Source organism: Reyranella sp. (genome assembly GCF_965279465.1).
GTDB lineage: Bacteria > Pseudomonadota > Alphaproteobacteria > Reyranellales > Reyranellaceae > Reyranella.
Window position 1 is genome coordinate 682,411 of sequence record NZ_OZ257242.1, and the last position, 19,652, is coordinate 702,062.

Sequence of the window (19,652 nt, forward strand, 5' to 3'; positions counted from 1 at the left end):
TTTGTCATCCGTCTTTTTTGTCATCCTGAGCGCAGCGAAGGATCTAGGGCTCCGACCGAAGGCGGTGTTGCCGGCCCTAGATCCTTCGCTACGCTCAGGATGACAATTTTGATTTCTCTTCACGCTCCGTCTTCAGAAACTCGCGTCCAGGCCCTTGTAGAAGGTGTTCTGGTAGATCATGTGCGGGCGCATGCCCTTCAGCTTCTTGTTGGTGACCTCGTGCATGTTGATGTTGAGCACGGGCATCCACAGATGCTCGGTCATCACCTTCTGCTGCACCATCGCGTAGAACTTCGCCCGGTCCTCGGGGGTCAGCGCAGCGCGGCCCTGTTTCAGCCAGAGGTCGGTCTCAGCGTCCTTCCAGTTCATGCGGTTGGGCGTCGGGATGTTGGCCGAGTCGAAGTAGATGTTCATCAGGTCGCCGGCCGAGAGGTAGGGCACGGTGACCGACCAGATCTCGTAGTCCTGCTCGGCCATCTTCACCGATGCGATGGTCGAGTCCCAGGGTTGCAGGTTCCAATGCACGCCGATCTTGCGCAGGTAGCCCTGGATCGCCTCCGCGACCCGCGCGGAATTGGCGTTGGCCGTGTAATAGACCTTTGGCGCAAGCTTCATCCCGTCCTTCTCACGGATGCCATCGGCACCGGGCTTCCAGCCCGCCTCGTCGAGCAGCTGCTTGGCCCGCTCGACGTCCTGCTTGACGAGGCCGGCGGTCTTGGGATCGTGGTCGAGCGCCGCCGGATCGACGATGGTGAACGCCGGATCGGCGTTGCCGAGCAGGATGGCCTTGGCGATCGCGCCGCGGTCGATGGCGATGCTCATGGCCTCGCGCACCCGCTTGTCGGCCACCATGGGTCGCGTCGTCTTGAAGCCGAAATAGAGCAGCTGGAAGTTGGGCTTGGCCTCGGTGACCGTCAGCATCGGCGAGACCTTGGCCTGGGCGATGAACTGGGACGGGAACTGGTGCGTGGTGTCGAACTGCCCGGCCATCATCGCCGCCACCCGGCTGGAATCTTCGGGCACGATCTTGATGACCATCTTATCGAATTTAACCGGCCCCTTGTTCTTGTACATCGAGGGGCCCCACTTGTAGGCGTCATGGCGCTTGAGGGTGATGTTGGTGCGCGGCTGCCAGGATTCGAGACACCATGGTCCGGTGCCGTCGGCACCCTTCACGCCATAATCCTTGCCCAGCGCTTCGACATTGTCCTTGTTGAGGATCGCGTTGGTGAACATCGTGAGCTGCAGCAGCAGTTCCGAGAACGGCTCGGCCAGCTCGTATTCGACGGTGTAGGGATCGGGCGCGCGCAGATCCTTGATGTTGCCGGCGCGCCAGGCGAACGGGCCCTTGATCTCGGGGCTCTTCAGTCGCTTGAAGGTGAAGATCACGTCCTCGGCAGTCATCTTCTTGCCGCTGCAGAAGCTCACGTCGTCGCGCAGCTTGAAGGTGTAGAGCTTGCCGTCGGGGCTGACCGTCCACGACTTGGCGAGATAGGGGATCGGCGTGCGGCCGTCCCAATCGAGCGCCACCAGCGTATCCTGGATCATGTTGACGATGTCGGAGGTCGGACCCCAGGTGGTGCGCTGCGCGTCGTAGTGCGGCGCGTCGATGCCCTTCATCATGTTGAGGGTCTGCGCCGACGCCGACCCCACCGTACCCAACGCGAATGCTACGCTCAGCAGAGCCTTGATCATTGCTGCAGCCTCGGATCGAGGACGTCGCGCAGCGCGTCGCCCAGAAGGTTGGCGGCCAGCACGATGACGAAGATCGCCAGGCTCGGGATCGTCGCGATGTGCGGCGCCATGAACAGGAAGTCGCGGCCTTGCGCCGCCATCATGCCGAGCTCGGCGGTCGGCGGCTGCGCGCCCATGCCGAGGAAGCCAAGCGCCGAGCCGATCAGGATGATCTGGCCGAAGCGCAGCGTGAGGAACACGAAGATGGTGGAGATGCAGTTGAGCGTCAGGTAGCGCCAGATCAGCGTGGTGTCGGAAACGCCGACGGCGCGACCCGCTTCCATGAATTCCTGGCTCATCACGCCGACCGCCGCGCCGCGCGCCACGCGGGCCACGTCGGGCACGGTGGCCACCACCAGCGCGATCACGACTGCGGCGAGTCCGGCGCCGAAGATCGCCGCGACGGCAAGGCCGATCAGGATCGCGGGGAAGGCGAGCATGACGTCGACCAGGCGCATGATCCAGCCGTCGAGGCGGGGATAGAAGGCGGCGAGGATGCCAAGGAAGCCGCCGAAAAGTCCGCCGATCAGCACGCCCACCAAGCCCAGCATCAGCGTGTTGCGCGTGCCATAGATCACTCGGCTCAGGATGTCGCGGCCGGTATTGTCGGTGCCGAACCAGTGCTCGGCGCTCGGCGGCTGCATGACGATCGTGAGATCGGTGAAGTAGGGGTCGTAGGGAGAGATCAGCGGTGCGAAAATCGCCCCCAGCACGATCAGGGCGAGCACGACGGTGGCGGTCGCGGCGACCTTGTCCCGCATCAGCCGGCGCAAAACGTGGGAGCGTCCGACCGGCGCGCTGTCGACGACGGCAGAGCCGATGGCTTCGACGCTCATGACCGCTGCACCCTGGGATCGAGGTAGACGTAGAGCACGTCGACCAGAAGGTTGATGAGCAGGAAGGCCATCGCGAGGATCATGATCGCGCCCTGCGCGGTCGGAAAATCGCTCGACACGATGGCACCGACGGCGAGTCGACCGACGCCCGGCCAGGAGAACATGGTCTCGGTGACGACCGCGCCGCCCAAGAGGAACGCGGCCTGCAGGCCGATCAGCGTGACGACCGGGATCAGCGCGTTACGCAGCGCGTGATGGACGATCACCACCGTCTCGCGCAGGCCCTTGGCGCGTGCGGTACGGACGAAGTCGGCGCCCAGCACCTCGAGCACCGCGGTGCGCGTCAGCCGGGCTATCGGGCCGATCAGCACCGCCCCGAGCGTGGCCGCCGGCAGGATCAGGCTCGGCAGCCCACCGTCCCATACCGGCCCGGTCCGGCCGGTGAAAGGCAGCATGCCCCACTTGAAGCCGACATATTGGATCAGCAGCAGGCCGATGAAGAACACCGGCATCGACACGCCGGCGACCGAGAAGGCCATGATGATGCGATCGGCGATGCGGCCGCGATTGACGGCGGCCAGGGTGCCCAACGCCAGCCCGCACGGTACTGCGAACAGCATGCCGCCCAGCATCAGCTCGACGGTCGGCCCGATGGTCATGCCGAGCTCCTCGGTCACCATCTTGTTGGAGATGATCGACCGGCCGAGATCGCCGCGCAGCACGCGCAGGATGTATTCCATGAATTGCACGGGAATCGGCCGGTCGAGCCCAAGCTCGAGGCGGATGGCCGCGATGGTCTCGGCCTTGGCATCGGGACCGGCGATGATCATCGCCGGATCGGCCGGCACAACCTGCAGCAAGCAGAAGCACAGGAAGAGGACCCCGAGCAGGGCGGGAAACGAGATCAACAGGCGATGGGCGATCTGTCGTGCCATGCGCTACCCGCGGACGTGTTCGGCCAAGGGTCAGCGCGCCGGCCGTGCCGACGTGTCTCTACGCTTCACTCCCTGACGGCCGCGCTTCGTCCGACGTGCGCGACCTTTGCGTTATGAGTGAAGTGTGGCACGCCGCCGAGGCGTCGTCACGCGCAACTGCGCCTCATCGTCTTGCGGACCGCGAGCCTCCGGCTCGCTCATGTGCATGAGCGAGCCGGAGGCTCGCGGTCCGGAAAAGCATGAATACGTTCAAGCCCAGCCGCCGGCGTGCGGCAGGACGTGGCCGGTGATGAAGCCGGCGCCGTCCGAGCACAGAAAGCAGATCGTGGCGCCGAGCTCGGCGCTCTTGCCCAGCCGGCCGAGCGGAATCTGCGCCGTCATCTTGGCCATCGCCTCGGTGTTGGCGAGAAGCTGCGGGGGGAAGTAATCGGGGTTCTCGACATAGTTCGAGCCGACGGCGTTGACGGTGATGCCGTCGCGTCCCAGTTCCCGGGCGAGCGAAGAGACGAGGCCGTTGGCTGCCGCGCGGGCCGACACATAGGGCGCGTAGTTGGCGATGCCGCGCAGCGGTGCGGCCGAGGAGACGAACACGATGCGGCCCGACTTGCGTTTGCGCATGGCGGGCGCAACCAGTTGGGTGAGGCGCAGCGGCTGCACCGCCATCGCCTCGAGCGCGGCCCGGAAATCCTCCAGGCGCGCCTCGCCGAGTGGCGCCCGCAGTGCCGGGTAGGCATCGTTGTTGACCAGCGCGTCGATATGGCCGTGGCGCTTCAGCGCCAGCTCGACCATCGCTTCCGGCTCGGCGGCGGAGAGGGCGTGGGCGCCGGGATAGTGGCTTTCATACTTGCGTCGCGCGCTCGGCTCCTGAAAGGAAGGATCGTGCGCCAGCACCGTCGCGCCTTGCGCCAGGGCAACCTCGGTCGTGCCGTGGCCGGCGAACTTCTCGACATTGGTGATCAGCATCACCCGGTCTTTCAGCAGCATGGCGATTCCTCTAGGTTGGGCCGCATGACAGAGCCCGCCGACACCCCAGCCGAACGGGCATCCTTCGGCTATCGCGACGTGCCCGCAAGCGAGAAAGCGGGAATGGTCGCGCGCGTGTTCGAATCCGTGGCGCCGCGCTACGACCTGATGAACGACCTGATGTCGGGCGGCGTGCACCGGCTCTGGAAGAATGCGCTGATCGACGTGCTGAATCCGCGTGCCGGAGAGAGGTTCCTCGACGTGGCCGGCGGCACGGGCGATATCGCCTTCCGCATCGTGCAGAAGGTTGGCGACGCTGCCGACGTGACCGTGTGCGACATCAACCCGGCCATGCTCGAGGTCGGCCGCGACCGTGCCGTCGATCGCGGGCTGCTGCGCGGCCTGACCTGGACGGCCGGCGACGCGGAAGCGCTGCCGTTTCCCGACCGTTCCTTCGACGCCTATACGATCGCCTTCGGCCTGCGCAACGTCACCGACATCGACAAGGCGCTTGGCGAGGCGCATCGCGTGCTTCGGCCCGGCGGCCGCTTCTATTGCCTGGAGTTCAGCAAGGTCACCTCGGCGCCGGTCGGCCGCGTCTACGATGCCTACTCCGAACGCGCGCTGCCGTTCTTCGGCCGGATAATCGCGCGCGATGCCGAGTCCTACCGCTACCTGCATGAAAGCATCCGCCGCTTTCCGCCCCAGCGCGAGCTCGCGGCGCGCATGAGGGCCGTGGGCTTCGAGCGCGTCGCCTGGCGCAACATGACTCTTGGCGTGGTCGCCCTGCATTCGGGCTGGCGGATCTGATGCGGGCGTTGCCGGGAGCGCGGCTATCCAGAGCCGCTCATGGGATGGGACAAACCGCAGGAAGAGCGGTTCAGGAGAGCCACGCTCCCGGCAGGTGCAGCCTGCGTCGCGCACCTCACGTACGAAGCGAGCCGTGATGTTCCGCGCCGTGCGCAATAGCTGGCGCCTGTTGCGCGTCACGCTGAGCTTCGCGCGACACGATGCGCTGTTCCCGCTCGAGACTCTGGGCATCGCGCCGCCCCTGATCGCCTGGGCGCGGCTCTTTGCGGTGCGCCGCGATTCGCGGCGGCCGGGTGAGCGGCTGGCGGCGGCGTTACAGGAGATGGGACCAAGCTTCATCAAGCTCGGTCAGGCGCTGTCGACGCGCGCCGATCTCCTGAGCGGGGAAGTCGCCGCGGACCTCGCGCGGCTGCAGGATCACCTGCCGGCCTTTCCGGGCGAACTGGCGCGCCGGACGATCGAGCGTGAACTCGGCCGGCCGGTGGAGGCGGTCTATGCACGGTTCGACGACACGCCGATCGCTGCCGCCTCGATCGCCCAGGTGCATTTCGCCACCACCACCGACGGGCGCGACGTGGCCGTCAAGGTGCTGCGGCCCGGCATCGAGGCTGCCTTCGCGCGCGACCTCGATCTCTTCTACTGGATGGCCGAGCTGGTCGAGCGCACCCAGCCGCGCTTCCGGCGGCTGAAGCCCGTCGAATCGGTCAAGGCCTTCGCCGATGTCGTGCGTGTCGAGATGGACCTGCGCATGGAAGCGGCCGCGGCCGAGGAGCTGGGCGAGAACTTCCGCGACGATCCGGACTATCGCGCTCCGGCGATCGACTGGGACCGCACCGCGCAGCGGGTGATGACGCAGGAGCGGGTCGATGGCACGCCGATCGGCGATCGCGACGCCATCATCGCCGCGGGCCACGATCCCAACGAAGTGATGCGCAAGGCCGCCGAGGCGTTTTTCTACCAGGTGTTCCGCGATGGCTTCTTCCATGCCGACATGCATGGCGGCAATGCCTTCGTCGATCGGCAGGGCTGCATCGTGCCGGTCGATTTCGGCATCATGGGCCGGGTCGATTCCGATACGCGTGGCCATCTCGCCGAGCTGCTGGTCGCTTTCCTGCGGCGCGACTACCGCGCCGTCGCCGAGGTCCAGTTCCGGGCGGGCTACGTACCGGCCAACCAGTCGCTCGAGATGTTCGCCCAGGCCTGCCGCGCGATCGGCGAGCCGATCTTCGGCAAGCCGAGCAACGAGATCTCGATCGGCCGCCTGCTTGCGCACCTGCTGCGGGTCACCGAGCAGTTCGAGATGACAGTGCAGCCTCAGCTCCTCCTGCTGCAGAAGACTATGCTGATGGCCGAGGGCATGGGCACGCGGCTCAACCCGCACGTCAATATCTGGGAGCTCGCGCGGCCCTTGATCGAGGACTGGATGCGCGAGCATTTCGGCCCGCGCGCCACACTCGAGCGCGCGGCCGGGGATCTGGTGCAGGGCCTGCGCCGCGTGCCGCGCCTGATCGACAGCCTGCATCTCGTGGCCGAACGCGAGCGCCGCAAGGCCGAACGCGACGTCGCCGAGCCGCCGTTCTTCGGCCGCTTCTGGCCGCGGCCCGGCTTCGCCGAAGCCGTCGCCGTCCTGGCCCTGATCGCGGCGATCATGGCGTGGTGGCATTGATCCCCGATCGACCTCTTCATGTCGCCGCAGACAAAAACCGTCGTCCCGACCGGAGCGCAGCGGAGTGGAGGGACCTCCTCAAGCCTTCTCTCCATCCGGTAGCGGCATGACCACCGAGCACATCCTGCTCGCGCTGGCAGTGTTCCTGATCGCAGGCGTGGTCAAGGGGCTCGTCGGCATGGGCCTGCCGACCATCACCATCGCGCTCACCTCGCTCGTGCTGCCGCTGTCCGACACGATCGCCCTGATTGCCTTGCCGACCATTTTCACCAATCTGTGGCAGGCGGCGGTAGGCGGGAAGTTCTGGTTGATCCTGCGCCGGCAATGGCCGCTCATCTTGCCGCTCGGCGCAACCCTCTACCTCACCATGTGGGCCGTCGGCCGCAAGGCGCCCGAGTGGGCGTTCCTGGTGCTGGCGATCGTGCTGGTGGTCTACAGCGTCCTTGGCCTGTTCCGCGTCCGCCTGCATATCCATGCCGACCTCGAGAAGCCGCTGGCGCCGGTCATTGGCGTGATTTCGGGTTTCGTCGCCGGCCTGGTCGGCGTGCCGGTGATCCCGCTGATGCCCTATCTCCAGGCCCTCGACATCAAGCCGACGGAGCTGGTGCAGACGCTCGGCGTCGTGCTGTGCGCGACCTCCGTGACGCTCACGGTATCGCTACTGCGGTTCGGACTGCTCGACGGCCCGCATGCGGTCGTCTCCGCCATCGCCGTCGCGCCGGCGATCGCCGGCATGTGGATCGGCACGCAGGTCCGGCTCAAGCTGTCGATCGAGCAGTTCCGGCTCGCCGTGCTGTGGGCGCTGCTGCTGACCGGCCTGTACACTTTCGCGAGCCGCCTGTTGTGATAAGTTTGGCGCCATGCTGAAGGACAAGCGGATTCTGCTGATCGTCGCGGGCGGCATCGCGGCCTTCAAGGTGCACGAATTGATCCGGCTGTTGCGCAAGCAGGATGCCCGCGTGCGTTGCGTGCTGACCGAGGCCGGCGCCAGGTTCGTCACGCCCCTGTCGCTGCAGGCATTGACCGAGGACAAGGTCTACGGCGACATGTTCTCGCTCACCGACGAGAGCGAGATGGGCCACATCCAGCTCTCGCGCGACGCCGACCTGCTGGTCGTGGCGCCCGCCACGGCCAACATTCTGGCGCGCATGGCTGGGGGCCTCGCCGACGATCTCGCGTCCACCGTGCTGCTCGCGACCGACAAGCCGGTGCTCGCGGCGCCGGCAATGAACGTACGCATGTGGACCCATGCCGCGACCCAGGCCAACGTCGAGACCCTGAAGAAGCGCGGCATTCATTTCGTCGGTCCCAACGACGGCGCCATGGCCTGCAACGAATTCGGTCCCGGCCGCATGTCGGAGCCGGAAGAAATCGTCGCCGCCATGGAGTCGCTGCTGACGGTCGACAGGGCGCCCGTCGAGAAACCCCTCCTTGAGAAACCCCTCCTTGAGAAGCCATTGGCCGGCAAGCGCGCGCTGGTGACGTCCGGCCCGACGCGCGAGGCGATCGATCCGGTGCGCTACATCTCCAACCATTCCTCCGGCAAGCAGGGCCACGCCATTGCCGCGGCGCTGGCCCAGCTTGGTGCCGAGGTGACGCTGGTGAGCGGCCCGGTCACGGTGCCCGATCCGGCGGGCGTGACGGTGGTGAAGATCGACTCGGCCGACCAGATGCTGGCCGCCTGTCTCGCCGCCGGCGCGGTCGATGTCGCCGTCTGCGCCGCCGCCGTCGCCGACTGGAAGATGGCCAAGCCGGCCACGGCCAAGATCAAGAAGCAGGCGGGTGCGGCCCCGCCGTCGCTCGAGCTGACGCCCAATCCCGACATCCTGGCGACCCTGTCCAAGCCCGGCCCGAAGCGGCCCAGGCTGGTCGTGGGCTTCGCCGCCGAGACCGAGAACCTGGTCGCCAACGCGATCGACAAGCGCACGCGCAAAGGCTGCGACTGGATCGTGGCCAACGATGTCTCGCCGGCCACCGGTACGTTCGGCGGGGATCGCAACACCGTCCATCTGATCAGCGCGGAGGGCGTGCAGAACTGGCCGACGCTCAGCAAGGAGCGGGTCGCCATGCAGCTGGCCGGCGCGATTGCCCTGCATCTCACCCGGCCACGGCCTGCCGAGGCCGCGGAATGAGCGATGCCGAGAAGATCGAGATCCAGATTGTTCGCCTGCCGCACGGCCGCGATCTGCAGCTCCCCGACTACGCGACGGCCGCTGCCGCCGGGGCGGACCTGCTCGCCGCCATCGACCAGGACATCCTGCTCGGTTCGCTGGAGCGGCGCATCGTGCCGACCGGCATCTCGATTGCCCTTCCGGTGGGCTTCGAGGCCCAGGTCCGCCCGCGCTCCGGGCTGGCTGCCAGGAACGGCATCACCGTGGCCAATGCGCCCGGCACCATCGATGCCGACTATCGCGGCGAAGTGGGCGTGATTCTGGTGAATCTGGATAAGGAGCCGTTCCGCATCACCCGCGGCATGCGAATTGCACAGTTGATCGTGGCGCGGCACGCCCGCGCAGTCTGGCGCGAGGTGTCCCAACTCGATCAAACGGCGCGGGGTGCCGGAGGCTTCGGATCGACGGGCGTAGCGGCGGAGGCGTCGCAACGGAGCTAAGGGCTCAGGGGATCAGGGAATGCCTCGGCTCAGCAAGAAGACGATGTTCGCCATCGAAGCAGTGCTCGACGTGGCCTTCCATGTCGGCGAGCACCCCGTGCGCAGCGGTGACATCACCGAACGCCAGCGCATCCCCAAGCGCTATCTCGAGCAGGTCCTCCAACATCTTGTGCGTGCCGGCATCCTGAGCGGCAAGCGGGGGCCTCGCGGCGGCTACCGGCTGGGCCGCGACAAGAGCCTGATCACGCTGGGCGAAGTGGTGCGGGTGGTGCGTCGGCTCGAGGCCGAGACCGAGCCCAACGACATGTCGGTCGGCTCGGCGCTTGCCCACGAGGTGGTGTGGCCGGCGTGGGAGAAGCTGCGCGACGACATGATGACCCAGCTCGACACCATCACGATCGACGATCTCTGCCAGCGCGCCCGTGCCAAGGGATTGGACCGGCCGCCCATGAAAGCAGCACAGCCGACGCACGCTGCCGCTTAGCTGGTCTTTCTCCTTTCGCCCTGGCGCGGGAGAGGAATATGAGAACTGCTCTGCATTTCCTGGGCTATGCTTCGCCGTTTGAAACGGAGGAGCAGAGATGGCCAAGGCCGCAGCGAAAAAGGTAGCGACAAAGAAAGCCAAAGCGAACCCGCGCAACAAGAAGCTCTACGACGAGGGCATGAAGATGCGGAAGGCCGTGCTCGGCGCGGCCTATGTCGACAACTCGATGGCGGGTGCGGACGACTTCATGATGTCGTTCCAGGACATCACCACCGAATATTGCTGGGGCTATGCCTGGACGCGTCCAGGCCTCAACAAGAAGACCCGCTCGATGCTGAACCTCGCCATGCTGGCGGCGCTCAACCGCGGCCCCGAGCTCAAGCTGCACATCAACGGCGCGCTGAACAACGGCCTGACCAAGGAGGAGATCAAGGAGATCTTCATTCAGGTGGCGATCTATTGCGGCATCCCGGCGAGCCTGGACGCCTTCAAGACCGCGAGCGGCGTCTTCAAGGACCGTGGCATCTGACCTGAGGGTTCGCACTGCGCGAGCCGGTGAGGCGAAGACCCTCACAGCGCTCTGCGTGCGCTCGAAAGCCCACTGGGGGTACGACGACGCGTTCATGCGCTTGAGCCAGGCCTCGCTCACCATGAGCGAGGCGGACATCGGCTCGGGCCGCGTCCTCGTCGCGACCGACGGCGATCGCGTCGTCGGTGTCGCGCGGGTCGAGCACGACGGCGAGCTCGGCGTGATGTTCGTCGATCCGCCGGCAATGGGGCGTGGCGCCGGACGGGCGCTGTTCGAAGCGGCGGCCGCACTGGCGCGCCGCCTCGGCGCGCGGTCCATGCCGATCCTCGCCGATCCCAACGCCGCGCCGTTCTACGAGCGCATGGGTGCGCGCTTCGTTTCGCACGCGCCGTCCGACGCCATTCCCGGCCGCACATTGCCGCTCTATGAATACGACCTCGCTCACGAGGAAACGCCCAAGGAAACGCCATGACACCGCTCAGCCCGCCCGCCACCATCGCCTTCATCGGTCTCGGCATGATGGGCCGCCCGATGGCCTCACGGCTCGCCGGTGCGGGCTTCAGGCTTCGGGTGTTCGACGTCTCGCAAAAGGCGGTGTCGGATTTCGTCGGTGCGCATCCCTCGGCGCTGGCGACGGCGACAGCCAAGGCGGCGGCCGAGGGCGCCGACGCGCTGATCACCATGCTGCCCGACGGCAAGATCGTGCGGCAGGCCGTGCTCGACGGCCGCGACGCCGCGGTCGAGGGGCTGGCGTCTGGCGCCGTGGTCCTCGACATGAGCTCGTCCAACCCGGTCGACACCCAGAAGCTCGCGCGCGATCTCGCCGCGCGCGGCCTCGCGCTGCTCGACGCGCCGGTATCGGGCGGCGTGAGGCGCGCGGTCGACGGCTCGCTCAGCATCATGGTCGGTGGCGCCGCGGCCGATCTCGAACGCGTCCGGCCGGTATTCGGCGCCATGGGCAAGACCATCACGCTGTGCGGTCCCGCCGGCGCGGGCCATGCGCTGAAGGCGCTGAACAACTACCTCTCGGCGGCCGGGCTGGTGGCGATGTGCGAGGCGCTGGTGGTGGGCGAGGCGTTCGGCCTCGATCCCGGCACCATGGTCGATGTCTTCAACAGCTCGACCGGCAAGAGCAATGCGACCGAGGTGAAGGGCCGCCAGTTCGTCGTCTCGCGTACCTTCGCGGCAGGCTTCACCACCGCGCTGATGGCCAAGGACCTGCGCACCGCGGGCGAGGTCGCGTCTCATCTCAAGCTCAACATGCCCAACCTGCAGCAGGCGGTGGCCTACTGGACCGACGCCGACGGCAAGCTCGGCAAGGGCGCCGACCACACCGAGATCTTCCGCTATGCTGAAAGGCTCGCCGAGGAAGGGTGATAATCCATTGGGGCGCGACGCGTCACGCCACAGGAGAAGCACGCTTCCCCGAACCGATCCCGTAGAAGGCCGCGCAGGTGTCGCCCAGGATCAGGTCCTTCTCGCGTGCGGTCAGGAACGGGCAGTAGCGCCGCACGTAATCGAGCGATTGCTTGTAGGTGCAGAACCGTTCCACGTTCGGCATGTCGGAACCCCAGACGAGCCGTTCCGCTCCGAGCTGGTCGCGCATGTCGGCAATGAGTGTCTGCGCCTCCGGGTAGGGATAGTCCCAGATCCCGCCGTAGGTGATCGGAAACACCACCTCCAGCACCAGCGGTTCGTGGCGGTAGACGCGCAGGAGCTCCTCGGGGAACTCGTACCGGCCGTTCTTGGCGAACCAGGCAACCGGCGGGCTCATCGCCAGATGCACGCGCAGGCCGGGATGGCGATCGAGCACGCGGCCGAAGGCTGCGATGTGCGCCATGTATCCGGCCAGGTCGTAGCTCGGCCCGGAGCTGAACTCGATGCAGAGCACCAGCCCCAGCCGCGCGAGCTTCTCCCAGAACGGCTCCATCTGGGGCGCGTCGAGCGGCCAGGGGAAGCCGTGGCGGCTTAGCGAATCGACATTGAAGTAGAGGCCGCGCAGCTTCAGCACCTCGAATGCGTGGTCGATCTCGGCGAGCGCGCCGGCTTGCCCGGCCATCGCCTCGTCGACATGCATCAGGCCGGTCATACGCTCGGGGTACTGCCGCTCGGCGAAGGCATTCATCTCCGTCATCGCCCCGTACCCGCCGCCGGCCTGAAGGAGGCAATGATCGACGCCGGCGTTCATCATCTGGGCCAGCATCAGTTCCGGCGGCGCCGTCATCTCCTGCATGCCGACGGGCATGTACTGGATGGCGTAGTCCTCTCCGTCGCGCGTGAACTCGAGCTGCCCGAAACGGCCAACGCGGAAATCGACATTCGCGAGGCCGGTCCAGCCTTCGTCACCGGCCCGGAACAGCGCCTTGGTATCGGCGCGCGCGCCGTCGCTGACCCGGAACGTCGAGGCGACGGTGCGGGTGACGACCCGCTGCAGGTAGCGCTTGTGGATGTCGCGCGTCGGATGTCCGCAGGCGCCGATCCAGTGCGTGAAGATGTGGGCGTGGCAATCGACGATCATGTTTTTCTCCGGCCCCCGAGTGGGAGTATCGTTGTCGCCAGAACGGCCGCCAAGACGCCGATGGAGGAAGCATGAGCCGCACGTACAACGTGATCGACGCCGACGGACACGTCCTCGAACCCTTCACGCTCTGGGACGACTATATGGACCCACAGTATCGCGAGCGCGCGCCCAAGCTGGTCCGGGACAAGGATGGACGCGAAAAGCTCCTGCTGGAGGAGCAGCTGCTCGGCAGCCGCGCGGGCTTCGGCGGCATCGGCGGCGTGGGCGCTCGGCAGGGCACGGTCGCCGCCGACGCGATGGACTACAAGGATGGGCGCAAGGGCGGCTTCGACCCGCATGCGCGCATTCCGGACATGGACCTCGACGGAATCGACGCCGCGTTCCTCTATCCCAGCCTCGGCCTGTTCGCCGGCGCAGTCCGCGATCCGGCATTCGCCGCCGCGATGTGCCGCGCCTACAACCGCTGGCTCGCCGACTACTGCAAGCCCTATCCCGACCGCCTGTTCGGCATCGCCATGCTGCCGATGCAGTCGATCGAGGCGGCGCTGCAGGAGATGCGCTTCGCCCGCAAGGAGCTCGGCTTCCGCGGCGGTTTCCTGCGGCCCAATCCGTACAACGACCGCAAGCTGCACGCGCCCGACTACGAGCCGTTCTGGCGCGAGGCGGAGGAGATCGATTTCTGCATCGGCATCCACGAAGGCGGTAACAGCGGCATGCCGACCGTCGGTGTCGACCGCTTCGACGGCCGCGGCGCGCAGCACATCATCTCGCATACCATGGAGATGATGCTGGCCGCGATGAGCATGATCTGGGGCGGCGTGTGCGAGCGCCATCCCCGGCTGCGCGTCGGCTTCCTGGAATCGGGCGGCGGCTGGATCGCCCCCTGGCTCGACCGCATGGACAGGCACTTCGACGACAAGGGCTTCAACGATTCCGGCCTGAAGATCCGGCCGAGCGAGCTGTTCCAGCGGAACTGCTGGATCTCCTTCGAGCCGGTCGAGGGCTCGATCGGCGCGCTGGCCGAGTACATCGGTCCGCACAAGATCCTGTGGGCAACCGACTATCCTCATCGCGACGGTTTCTTCCCGGGCGCCCCGACGATGATGAGAGAGCGGATCAAGGGCCTCTCGTCCGGCACGCAGCACGAGATCATGGCCGGCGGCGCGATGGGGTTTTACGGCCTGAACTGAGAGTCTTCGCCGGGAGCGCGGGTTTCCAGACCCGCTCAGAGTCATGAGCGGGTCTGGAGACCCGCGCTCCCAGCAAGAACCTCCCAGCGGAAGACCTATTGATAGCGCGGGTCGTCGGGGCGGCGCATGCGCCAGACGTTCTCGGTTGTGGTATATTCGCTGTAGCCAAGACGGGCGACCGGCTTGAAGGCCAGCACGTCGACCCGCCCGTCCTTCAGGATGCTGTCGTCAATGTGCACGCCGACGACCTGGCCGAACACAACCGAGCCGCGCTGCGCTTCGTGGCCCGGCTCGACCGGCAGCTCGATCGTCTTCCAGTACTTGCATTCGAGCGCGACCGGCGATTCGGCGACGCGCGGCGGCTTCACGAATCTGCAGGGCGCGGGCGTGAGGCCGGCGAGCTTCATCTCGTCGATGCCATAGGCCACCATCGCGGTGGTGATGTTCATCTTCTCGCCGAGCGTGCCCGCCACCATGTTGACCACGAACTCGCCGGTCTCCTCGGCATTCATTCGGCTGTGCTTGGTCGGCGTGTCGCCATAGGTGCCGGTGATGGCGAAATAGACCATCGGGGGGAATTCGCTGACGCCGTTGTAGAAGCTGTAAGGCGCGAGGTTGACTCGCCCCTGGCCGTCGACCGTCGAGATCCAGCCGATCGGCCGCGGCACGATCAGCGACTTCAGCGGATCGAGAGCCAAGCCGTGATCGCGCTTGGCGGCATCGTAGAACATCGCTTTCTCCCCCTCAGGCGCCGAAGCGCTGTCTGGCCTCATCGTAGGCTGCATCGAAGCCCGCCTCGAGCACCGCATTCAGTCCGCGGCATGATCGCACGACCGCTTCGGCCCACACGACATAATCGCGCAAGCGGTCTTCTGCCCATCCGCTCGGCGGGCTGCGCACCAGGCTGCGCAGGTTCGATGTCTTGTCGGCGATCTTCAGCAATTTCGCGCGCCGGGACTTCGATCCCGTCTTCTCGACCTGCAGGCGCTTTCGCTCGTCCTTGCGCAGCGACTTGTCGTCGGTGACCTCGGCCACGAGGGCAGCGACCTCCGGCCCGAAGCGTTGGACCAGATCCTCGTAGGTCGCGTCGGTGTCCTCCAGCGTATCGTGCAGCAGGCCACCCATCAGCAGCACGACGTCGGTGCCATCCGTCGCCTCGGCGAGCAGCGCCGCCACCTCAGTGAGGTGATTGACGTAAGGCTCGGCGGCCTCGCCCTTGCGTCGCTGTGCGATGTGCTGTCGCGCGGCATAGTCGGCGGCGCGTGCGAGAAGGACGAGGTCCTGCGTCATCAACTCCCCTTGTGCGACGCGCCGTCCGGCTTGTCGAGCGCAGCACGCCGGACCATGTTCTCGCCCATGTCGCGCACCATGAAGGCCCTGCTGGGCGTTTGGATCGCCGTCCTGCTAGGCGCCGCCGGCTGGATCGCCTGGGATGCCTGGCAGGGCAAGCAGCCCGGCATCGGCGGACCGTTCGCCCTCACCGACCAGAACGGCAAGACCGTCACGGCCGACAGCCTCAAGGGCAAGCCGACCCTGATCTATTTTGGTTACACCTTCTGTCCCGACGTCTGCCCGACCTCGCTGCTGCTGATGGAGACGGCGATCGAGAAGGTCGGCCCCGACGCGGCCAAGAAGGTCAACCTCGTGTTCATCACCGTCGATCCCGAACGCGACACGCCCGAAGTCATGAAAGGCTATGTCCCGAACTTCGGACCGACCTTCATCGGCCTGACCGGCACACCGACCCAGATCGAGCAGGCTACCCGCGCCTATCGTGTCTATTCGCAGAAGGTGCCCGGCAAGGACGGAGCGCCCTACCTGATGGACCACTCGTCGATCGTCTATCTGCTCGACCGCAACGGCCGGTTCGTCACCCACTTCACCCATGAGGCTAAGGCCGAAAGCATCGCTACCGCCGTGGGCCGCCTGCTCTAACCCTTTGAGTTTACTCATTTTGTGCAGCGCGGTATTCCCGTGACAAGCCGGCCGCGACGAGTACAATCCGCGCCCCCATGCTTTATTATGCGTACGAATTCCAGCGCCAGCTCGCCCAGCCCGTGAGGCTCTGGGCCAACGCCGTCGAACAGGCGTCGTCGAGCCCCTACAACCCCCTCGCCGAGACCTGGTACGGCAAGTCGGTGGCGGCAGGGGCCGAAATCGTGGCGCGGATGACGCGCGACTACGGCAAGCCGGCCTTCGGTCTGGCCACGACCGAGGTCGACGGCACGACGGTAGCGGTCAACGAAGAGATCCTGCTGCGCAGGCCGTTCTGCCAGCTCGTGCGTTTTCATCGCGATACGCCCAAGCGCTCGCCCAAGGTGCTGCTGGTGGCGCCGATGAGCGGCCACTATGCGACGCTGCTGCGCGGCACCGTCGAGGCGCTGCTGCCCGATCATGACGTCCACATCACCGACTGGATCGACGCCCGCGAGGTGCCGCTGGCGCAGGGTAATTTCGATCTCGACGACTACATCGACTACGTCATCGAATTCTGCCGCTACCTCGGCCCCGACGTCCATGTGATCGCCGTCTGCCAGCCGTCGGTACCGGTGATGGCCGCCGCCTCGCTGATGGCGCAGGCCAAAGATCCGCGCCAGCCGCGCTCGCTCACGCTCATGGGCGGGCCGATCGACACGCGCCAGAGCCCGACGGTCCCCAACGACCTGGCGATGCGCAACTCGATGATGTGGTTCCGCCAGAACGTGATCACCACGGTGCCGTTCCATTATCCGGGTGCGATGCGGCGGGTCTATCCGGGCTTCCTGCAGCTCACCAGCTTCATCTCCATGAATCTCGACCGGCACGTCAACGCGCACGTGAGGCAGTTCGAGCATCTGGTCAAGGGCGACGACGACAGCGCCGACGGCCATCGCCGTTTCTACGACGAGTATCTGGCGGTCATGGATCTCACCGCCGAGTATTATCTCCAGACCATCCAGGTCGTGTTCAAGGAGCACCTGCTGCCGCGCGGCGCCTGGGTGAGTCGCGGCCGCCCGATCGACCCATCCGCGATCGAGACCGCTCTGATGACGGTGGAAGGGGAACTCGACGACATTTCCGGTATCGGCCAGACCAAGGCAGCCCACACCCTGACACCCCACATCCCCGGCGCACGCCGCGTGCATTGGGAGCAGCCGCGGGTCGGCCACTACGGCATCTTCAACGGCCGCAAGTGGCGCGAGCAGATCATGCCGCGCGTGCGAGATTTCATCCGCGCCAACGAATCGGTCTGACGGTCACACCCCGGTCACCGCCGCGCTCCTTGCCGCGGCCGCTACAGCGCAACCGGTTCCTGAAGCCGTCGTTACTCCGGATATCCAGCCCGGAGGAGTCGATGAAGCACTTCACGCGCCGTCGCCTGTTCGGCGGCATCCTGACCGGCGCCGGCGCCGCGATCGTGACGGTTCCGGCCACGGCGCGACTCCAGGACGAAGTCTATGTGCCCGTCGCGCCGCCGCCGCCACGCACGGAGGCCATTCCCGTTCTGCGGGCCGAGCGGGTCGAGGTCGAGCGCTGGCAACCCGGATATTGGCACTGGAACGGGTACGAGCATCTCTGGACCGAAGGGCGCCATGTCGCCCGCCCACGTCAGCGTGCCGAATGGATCTCGGGCCGCTGGGACGAGCGTCCGCGCGGCTGGGTCTTCGTCGAAGGTCACTGGAACTGATCGCGTCAGTCATGGACCTGGAACCGCAATGGAACAACGCCGCCAATACTCTTGTGGCGCTTATAACAACCTATGGACTGCGCGTGCTCGGGGCGATCGTCATCCTGACGATCGGCTGGATGATTTCGCGTGTGCTCTACAACGGGATCAGGAAACTCTGCGAGCGGTCGACGCGCCTGGACAGGACAATCACCCTGTTCTTAGCCAACGGCGCGCGCTACCTCATCCTGATCTTCACTTTCAGCGCCGTTCTGTCGACCTTCGGCATCGCCACGACAAGCTTCGTCGCCGTGCTCGGTGCGTTGGGCATTGCCGTCGGCCTTGCACTGCAGGGCACGCTCAGCAACCTCGCCGCCGGCATCATGCTGGTGCTGTTCCGGCCGTTCCATATCGGCGACCGTATCGAGACTGGCAGCGTCATCGGCACGACGCGCGAGATCAATCTCTTCTACAGCGAGCTGGATACCGACGATAACGTCCGGGTCATCATTCCCAATGGCAAGCTCTGGGGCGAAATCGTGAAGATTCCCCTGCACAATGACGCCGAGCGCGTCGAGGTCAGGTTCACCCGCCCGCTCACCGACGATGTCGAGACCGCGGTCGGCCGGTTGCGTGAGCTGGTGCAACACGACATGCGCATCAACCAGGTCGCCCAGATCGGAATCGATTCGGTCAACGAGGGAAATTACGTGCTGGTGGCCCGCGTGTGGGTGCCGCGGCGCGAGGCGATGCAGGTCCGCTTCGACCTCAATCGCGCGGTGAAGGAAGAATTCCAGCGTCGGCCGCCCACCCGCGAGGAGGCGCGCGCGGCCGATTAGCGCTAGCATGGCGCGGCGATGGCCGTTCCCGTCGAAGTCTCCCCTTGGAAATCTGCCCCGTTCGCCCTGGCGGGCGAGACGGTGTTCGCGATCGGCGACATCCATGGCTGCGCCGAGGAGCTGGCGAGCCTCCTCGACACCATTCGGGCCCTGACGGTCGAAGGCGCTCCGCCGCGCCGCCTCGTCTATCTCGGCGATCTGGTCGATCGCGGCCCCGATACGCTGGGCGTCCTGAGGCTCTGGGCCGAAGACGCAAAGGCGCGCGGCGTGGATCGGGTGGACCGGATCATCGGCAATCACGAAATCCTCATGCTCCTGGCTATGGGGGACGGACCGCGCGCGGAGAAGGCTGCCGCCCTGTGGCTGGCCGAGCGGACCGGCGGCAGCAAGGTGCTGGCCGAGATGCGCGCCGCTGTGCGCGATCCTACGGCGGAGCCCAGCTATGAATTGGCGACGGCTGCACTCGGCCGGCAGATCCTCGACAGGCTGCTCACCCAGCGCTCCCATCTACGGCTTGGCAACATCGTGTTCGTCCATGGCGGGCTGGACGGCCGGACGGACCAGGCCGCCTTCCTCGCACCGCCCTGGACCGCCGGCATGAAGGCGCGCTGGGCGTGGATCACCACGGGTTTCCTCGACTGGCAGGGCGGCTTCGGCGGCACCCTCGTGGTCCATGGCCACACGCCGCCACAAAAGCACTTTCCGCTCACCTACATGGAGGATCCACACCTCTTCCTGCATGACCGTCTGGGGCTCGACGGCGGCAGCGCCATCACCGGCATCGTGGTCGGTGCGGAAATCCGCGACGGGCGCTACCGGATCCTGAAGGCCGGCACCGCAAAATAATCTCGACGCCCTGTCGGAAGCAGGGCTAGTCGTTCGTCCTAC

General features: G+C 66.4%; 22 protein-coding genes. 15 read left to right on the plus strand and 7 right to left on the minus strand.

Annotated elements, in window-relative coordinates; translation table 11 throughout:
* Positions 1–132: 132 nt before the first annotated feature.
* The 4 genes from ACQY8M_RS03380 to ACQY8M_RS03395 form a co-directional block, all read right to left on the minus strand.
* Entirely contained in the window at positions 133–1,695 is a 1,563-nt protein-coding gene (locus ACQY8M_RS03380; protein ID WP_428669074.1) for an ABC transporter substrate-binding protein, read from the minus strand.
* Positions 1,692–2,570, minus strand: coding sequence for an ABC transporter permease (locus ACQY8M_RS03385; protein WP_428669075.1), 879 nt, complete (start codon positions 2,568–2,570; stop codon positions 1,692–1,694). Before ACQY8M_RS03385 ends, ACQY8M_RS03380 begins: the two co-directional genes overlap by 4 nt.
* Entirely contained in the window at positions 2,567–3,505 is a 939-nt protein-coding gene (locus tag ACQY8M_RS03390) for an ABC transporter permease (protein ID WP_428669076.1), read from the minus strand. Before ACQY8M_RS03390 ends, ACQY8M_RS03385 begins: the two co-directional genes overlap by 4 nt.
* A gap of 249 nt (positions 3,506–3,754) precedes the next feature.
* Positions 3,755–4,489 carry an SDR family oxidoreductase gene (locus ACQY8M_RS03395; protein WP_428669077.1) on the minus strand — a complete coding sequence of 245 codons (735 nt, stop codon included), beginning with the start codon at positions 4,487–4,489 and terminating at the stop codon, positions 3,755–3,757.
* Between the two features lie 24 nt (positions 4,490–4,513).
* On the opposite strand from ACQY8M_RS03395, the gene ubiE reads away from it, so the two are divergent.
* The 9 genes from ubiE to ACQY8M_RS03440 all read left to right on the plus strand — a co-directional run bounded on the left by ubiE (position 4,514) and on the right by ACQY8M_RS03440 (position 11,945).
* Positions 4,514–5,278 carry a bifunctional demethylmenaquinone methyltransferase/2-methoxy-6-polyprenyl-1,4-benzoquinol methylase UbiE gene (gene ubiE / locus ACQY8M_RS03400; protein WP_428669079.1) on the plus strand — a complete coding sequence of 255 codons (765 nt, stop codon included), beginning with the start codon at positions 4,514–4,516 and terminating at the stop codon, positions 5,276–5,278.
* 136 nt (positions 5,279–5,414) lie between these two features.
* Entirely contained in the window at positions 5,415–6,944 is a 1,530-nt protein-coding gene (gene ubiB / locus ACQY8M_RS03405) for a 2-polyprenylphenol 6-hydroxylase (protein ID WP_428675302.1), read from the plus strand.
* A 106-nt stretch (positions 6,945–7,050) separates the two neighbouring features.
* On the plus strand, positions 7,051–7,791 hold the full coding sequence (locus ACQY8M_RS03410; protein WP_428669080.1) for a sulfite exporter TauE/SafE family protein: 741 nt from the start codon (positions 7,051–7,053) through the stop codon (positions 7,789–7,791).
* Positions 7,792–7,804: 13 nt separating this feature from the next.
* On the plus strand, positions 7,805–9,076 hold the full coding sequence (coaBC, locus tag ACQY8M_RS03415) for a bifunctional phosphopantothenoylcysteine decarboxylase/phosphopantothenate--cysteine ligase CoaBC (RefSeq protein ID WP_428669081.1): 1,272 nt from the start codon (positions 7,805–7,807) through the stop codon (positions 9,074–9,076).
* Positions 9,073–9,555 (plus strand): dUTP diphosphatase, encoded by a 483-nt coding sequence (gene dut / locus ACQY8M_RS03420; protein ID WP_428669082.1) that lies wholly within the window; start codon positions 9,073–9,075, stop codon positions 9,553–9,555. Before coaBC ends, dut begins: the two co-directional genes overlap by 4 nt.
* Before the next feature lie 19 nt (positions 9,556–9,574).
* Positions 9,575–10,039, plus strand: a complete 465-nt coding sequence (locus tag ACQY8M_RS03425) for an RrF2 family transcriptional regulator (protein ID WP_428669083.1) — start codon at positions 9,575–9,577, stop codon at positions 10,037–10,039.
* A gap of 178 nt (positions 10,040–10,217) precedes the next feature.
* The gene (locus tag ACQY8M_RS03430) at positions 10,218–10,568 is read left to right on the plus strand and encodes a carboxymuconolactone decarboxylase family protein (protein ID WP_428675303.1); all 351 of its coding nucleotides are present in this window, start codon (positions 10,218–10,220) and stop codon (positions 10,566–10,568) included.
* A 94-nt stretch (positions 10,569–10,662) separates the two neighbouring features.
* Positions 10,663–11,040 carry a GNAT family N-acetyltransferase gene (locus ACQY8M_RS03435; RefSeq protein ID WP_428669084.1) on the plus strand — a complete coding sequence of 126 codons (378 nt, stop codon included), beginning with the start codon at positions 10,663–10,665 and terminating at the stop codon, positions 11,038–11,040.
* Positions 11,037–11,945, plus strand: a complete 909-nt coding sequence (locus ACQY8M_RS03440; protein ID WP_428669085.1) for an NAD(P)-dependent oxidoreductase — start codon at positions 11,037–11,039, stop codon at positions 11,943–11,945. The genes ACQY8M_RS03435 and ACQY8M_RS03440 overlap by 4 nt, the downstream gene beginning before the upstream one ends.
* Before the next feature lie 22 nt (positions 11,946–11,967).
* Here the strand turns inward: ACQY8M_RS03440 and ACQY8M_RS03445 are convergent, their stop codons facing one another.
* Positions 11,968–13,086, minus strand: a complete 1,119-nt coding sequence (locus ACQY8M_RS03445) for an amidohydrolase family protein (protein ID WP_428669086.1) — start codon at positions 13,084–13,086, stop codon at positions 11,968–11,970.
* Positions 13,087–13,157: 71 nt separating this feature from the next.
* On the opposite strand from ACQY8M_RS03445, the gene ACQY8M_RS03450 reads away from it, so the two are divergent.
* Positions 13,158–14,279, plus strand: a complete 1,122-nt coding sequence (locus tag ACQY8M_RS03450; protein WP_428669087.1) for an amidohydrolase family protein — start codon at positions 13,158–13,160, stop codon at positions 14,277–14,279.
* A gap of 95 nt (positions 14,280–14,374) precedes the next feature.
* Here ACQY8M_RS03450 and ACQY8M_RS03455 read toward each other — a convergent pair whose 3' ends face one another.
* The gene (locus ACQY8M_RS03455; RefSeq protein ID WP_428669088.1) at positions 14,375–15,010 is read right to left on the minus strand and encodes a flavin reductase family protein; all 636 of its coding nucleotides are present in this window, start codon (positions 15,008–15,010) and stop codon (positions 14,375–14,377) included.
* 13 nt (positions 15,011–15,023) lie between these two features.
* Positions 15,024–15,569, minus strand: coding sequence for an HD domain-containing protein (locus ACQY8M_RS03460; protein WP_428669089.1), 546 nt, complete (start codon positions 15,567–15,569; stop codon positions 15,024–15,026).
* A 54-nt stretch (positions 15,570–15,623) separates the two neighbouring features.
* Between ACQY8M_RS03460 and ACQY8M_RS03465 the strand changes: the two genes are divergently transcribed.
* The 5 genes from ACQY8M_RS03465 to ACQY8M_RS03485 all read left to right on the plus strand — a co-directional run bounded on the left by ACQY8M_RS03465 (position 15,624) and on the right by ACQY8M_RS03485 (position 19,610).
* Positions 15,624–16,214: an SCO family protein gene (locus tag ACQY8M_RS03465; protein WP_428669090.1), complete on the plus strand. Its 591-nt coding sequence runs from the start codon at positions 15,624–15,626 to the stop codon at positions 16,212–16,214.
* 77 nt (positions 16,215–16,291) lie between these two features.
* Positions 16,292–17,512 carry a polyhydroxyalkanoate depolymerase gene (locus tag ACQY8M_RS03470; RefSeq protein ID WP_428669091.1) on the plus strand — a complete coding sequence of 407 codons (1,221 nt, stop codon included), beginning with the start codon at positions 16,292–16,294 and terminating at the stop codon, positions 17,510–17,512.
* Between the two features lie 101 nt (positions 17,513–17,613).
* A complete protein-coding gene (locus ACQY8M_RS03475; protein ID WP_428669092.1) occupies positions 17,614–17,946 on the plus strand; it encodes a hypothetical protein in 333 nt (110 codons plus the stop codon).
* Between the two features lie 11 nt (positions 17,947–17,957).
* On the plus strand, positions 17,958–18,764 hold the full coding sequence (locus ACQY8M_RS03480) for a mechanosensitive ion channel family protein (RefSeq protein ID WP_428669093.1): 807 nt from the start codon (positions 17,958–17,960) through the stop codon (positions 18,762–18,764).
* 18 nt (positions 18,765–18,782) lie between these two features.
* Positions 18,783–19,610: a metallophosphoesterase gene (locus ACQY8M_RS03485; protein WP_428669094.1), complete on the plus strand. Its 828-nt coding sequence runs from the start codon at positions 18,783–18,785 to the stop codon at positions 19,608–19,610.
* Positions 19,611–19,652 lie beyond the last annotated feature (42 nt).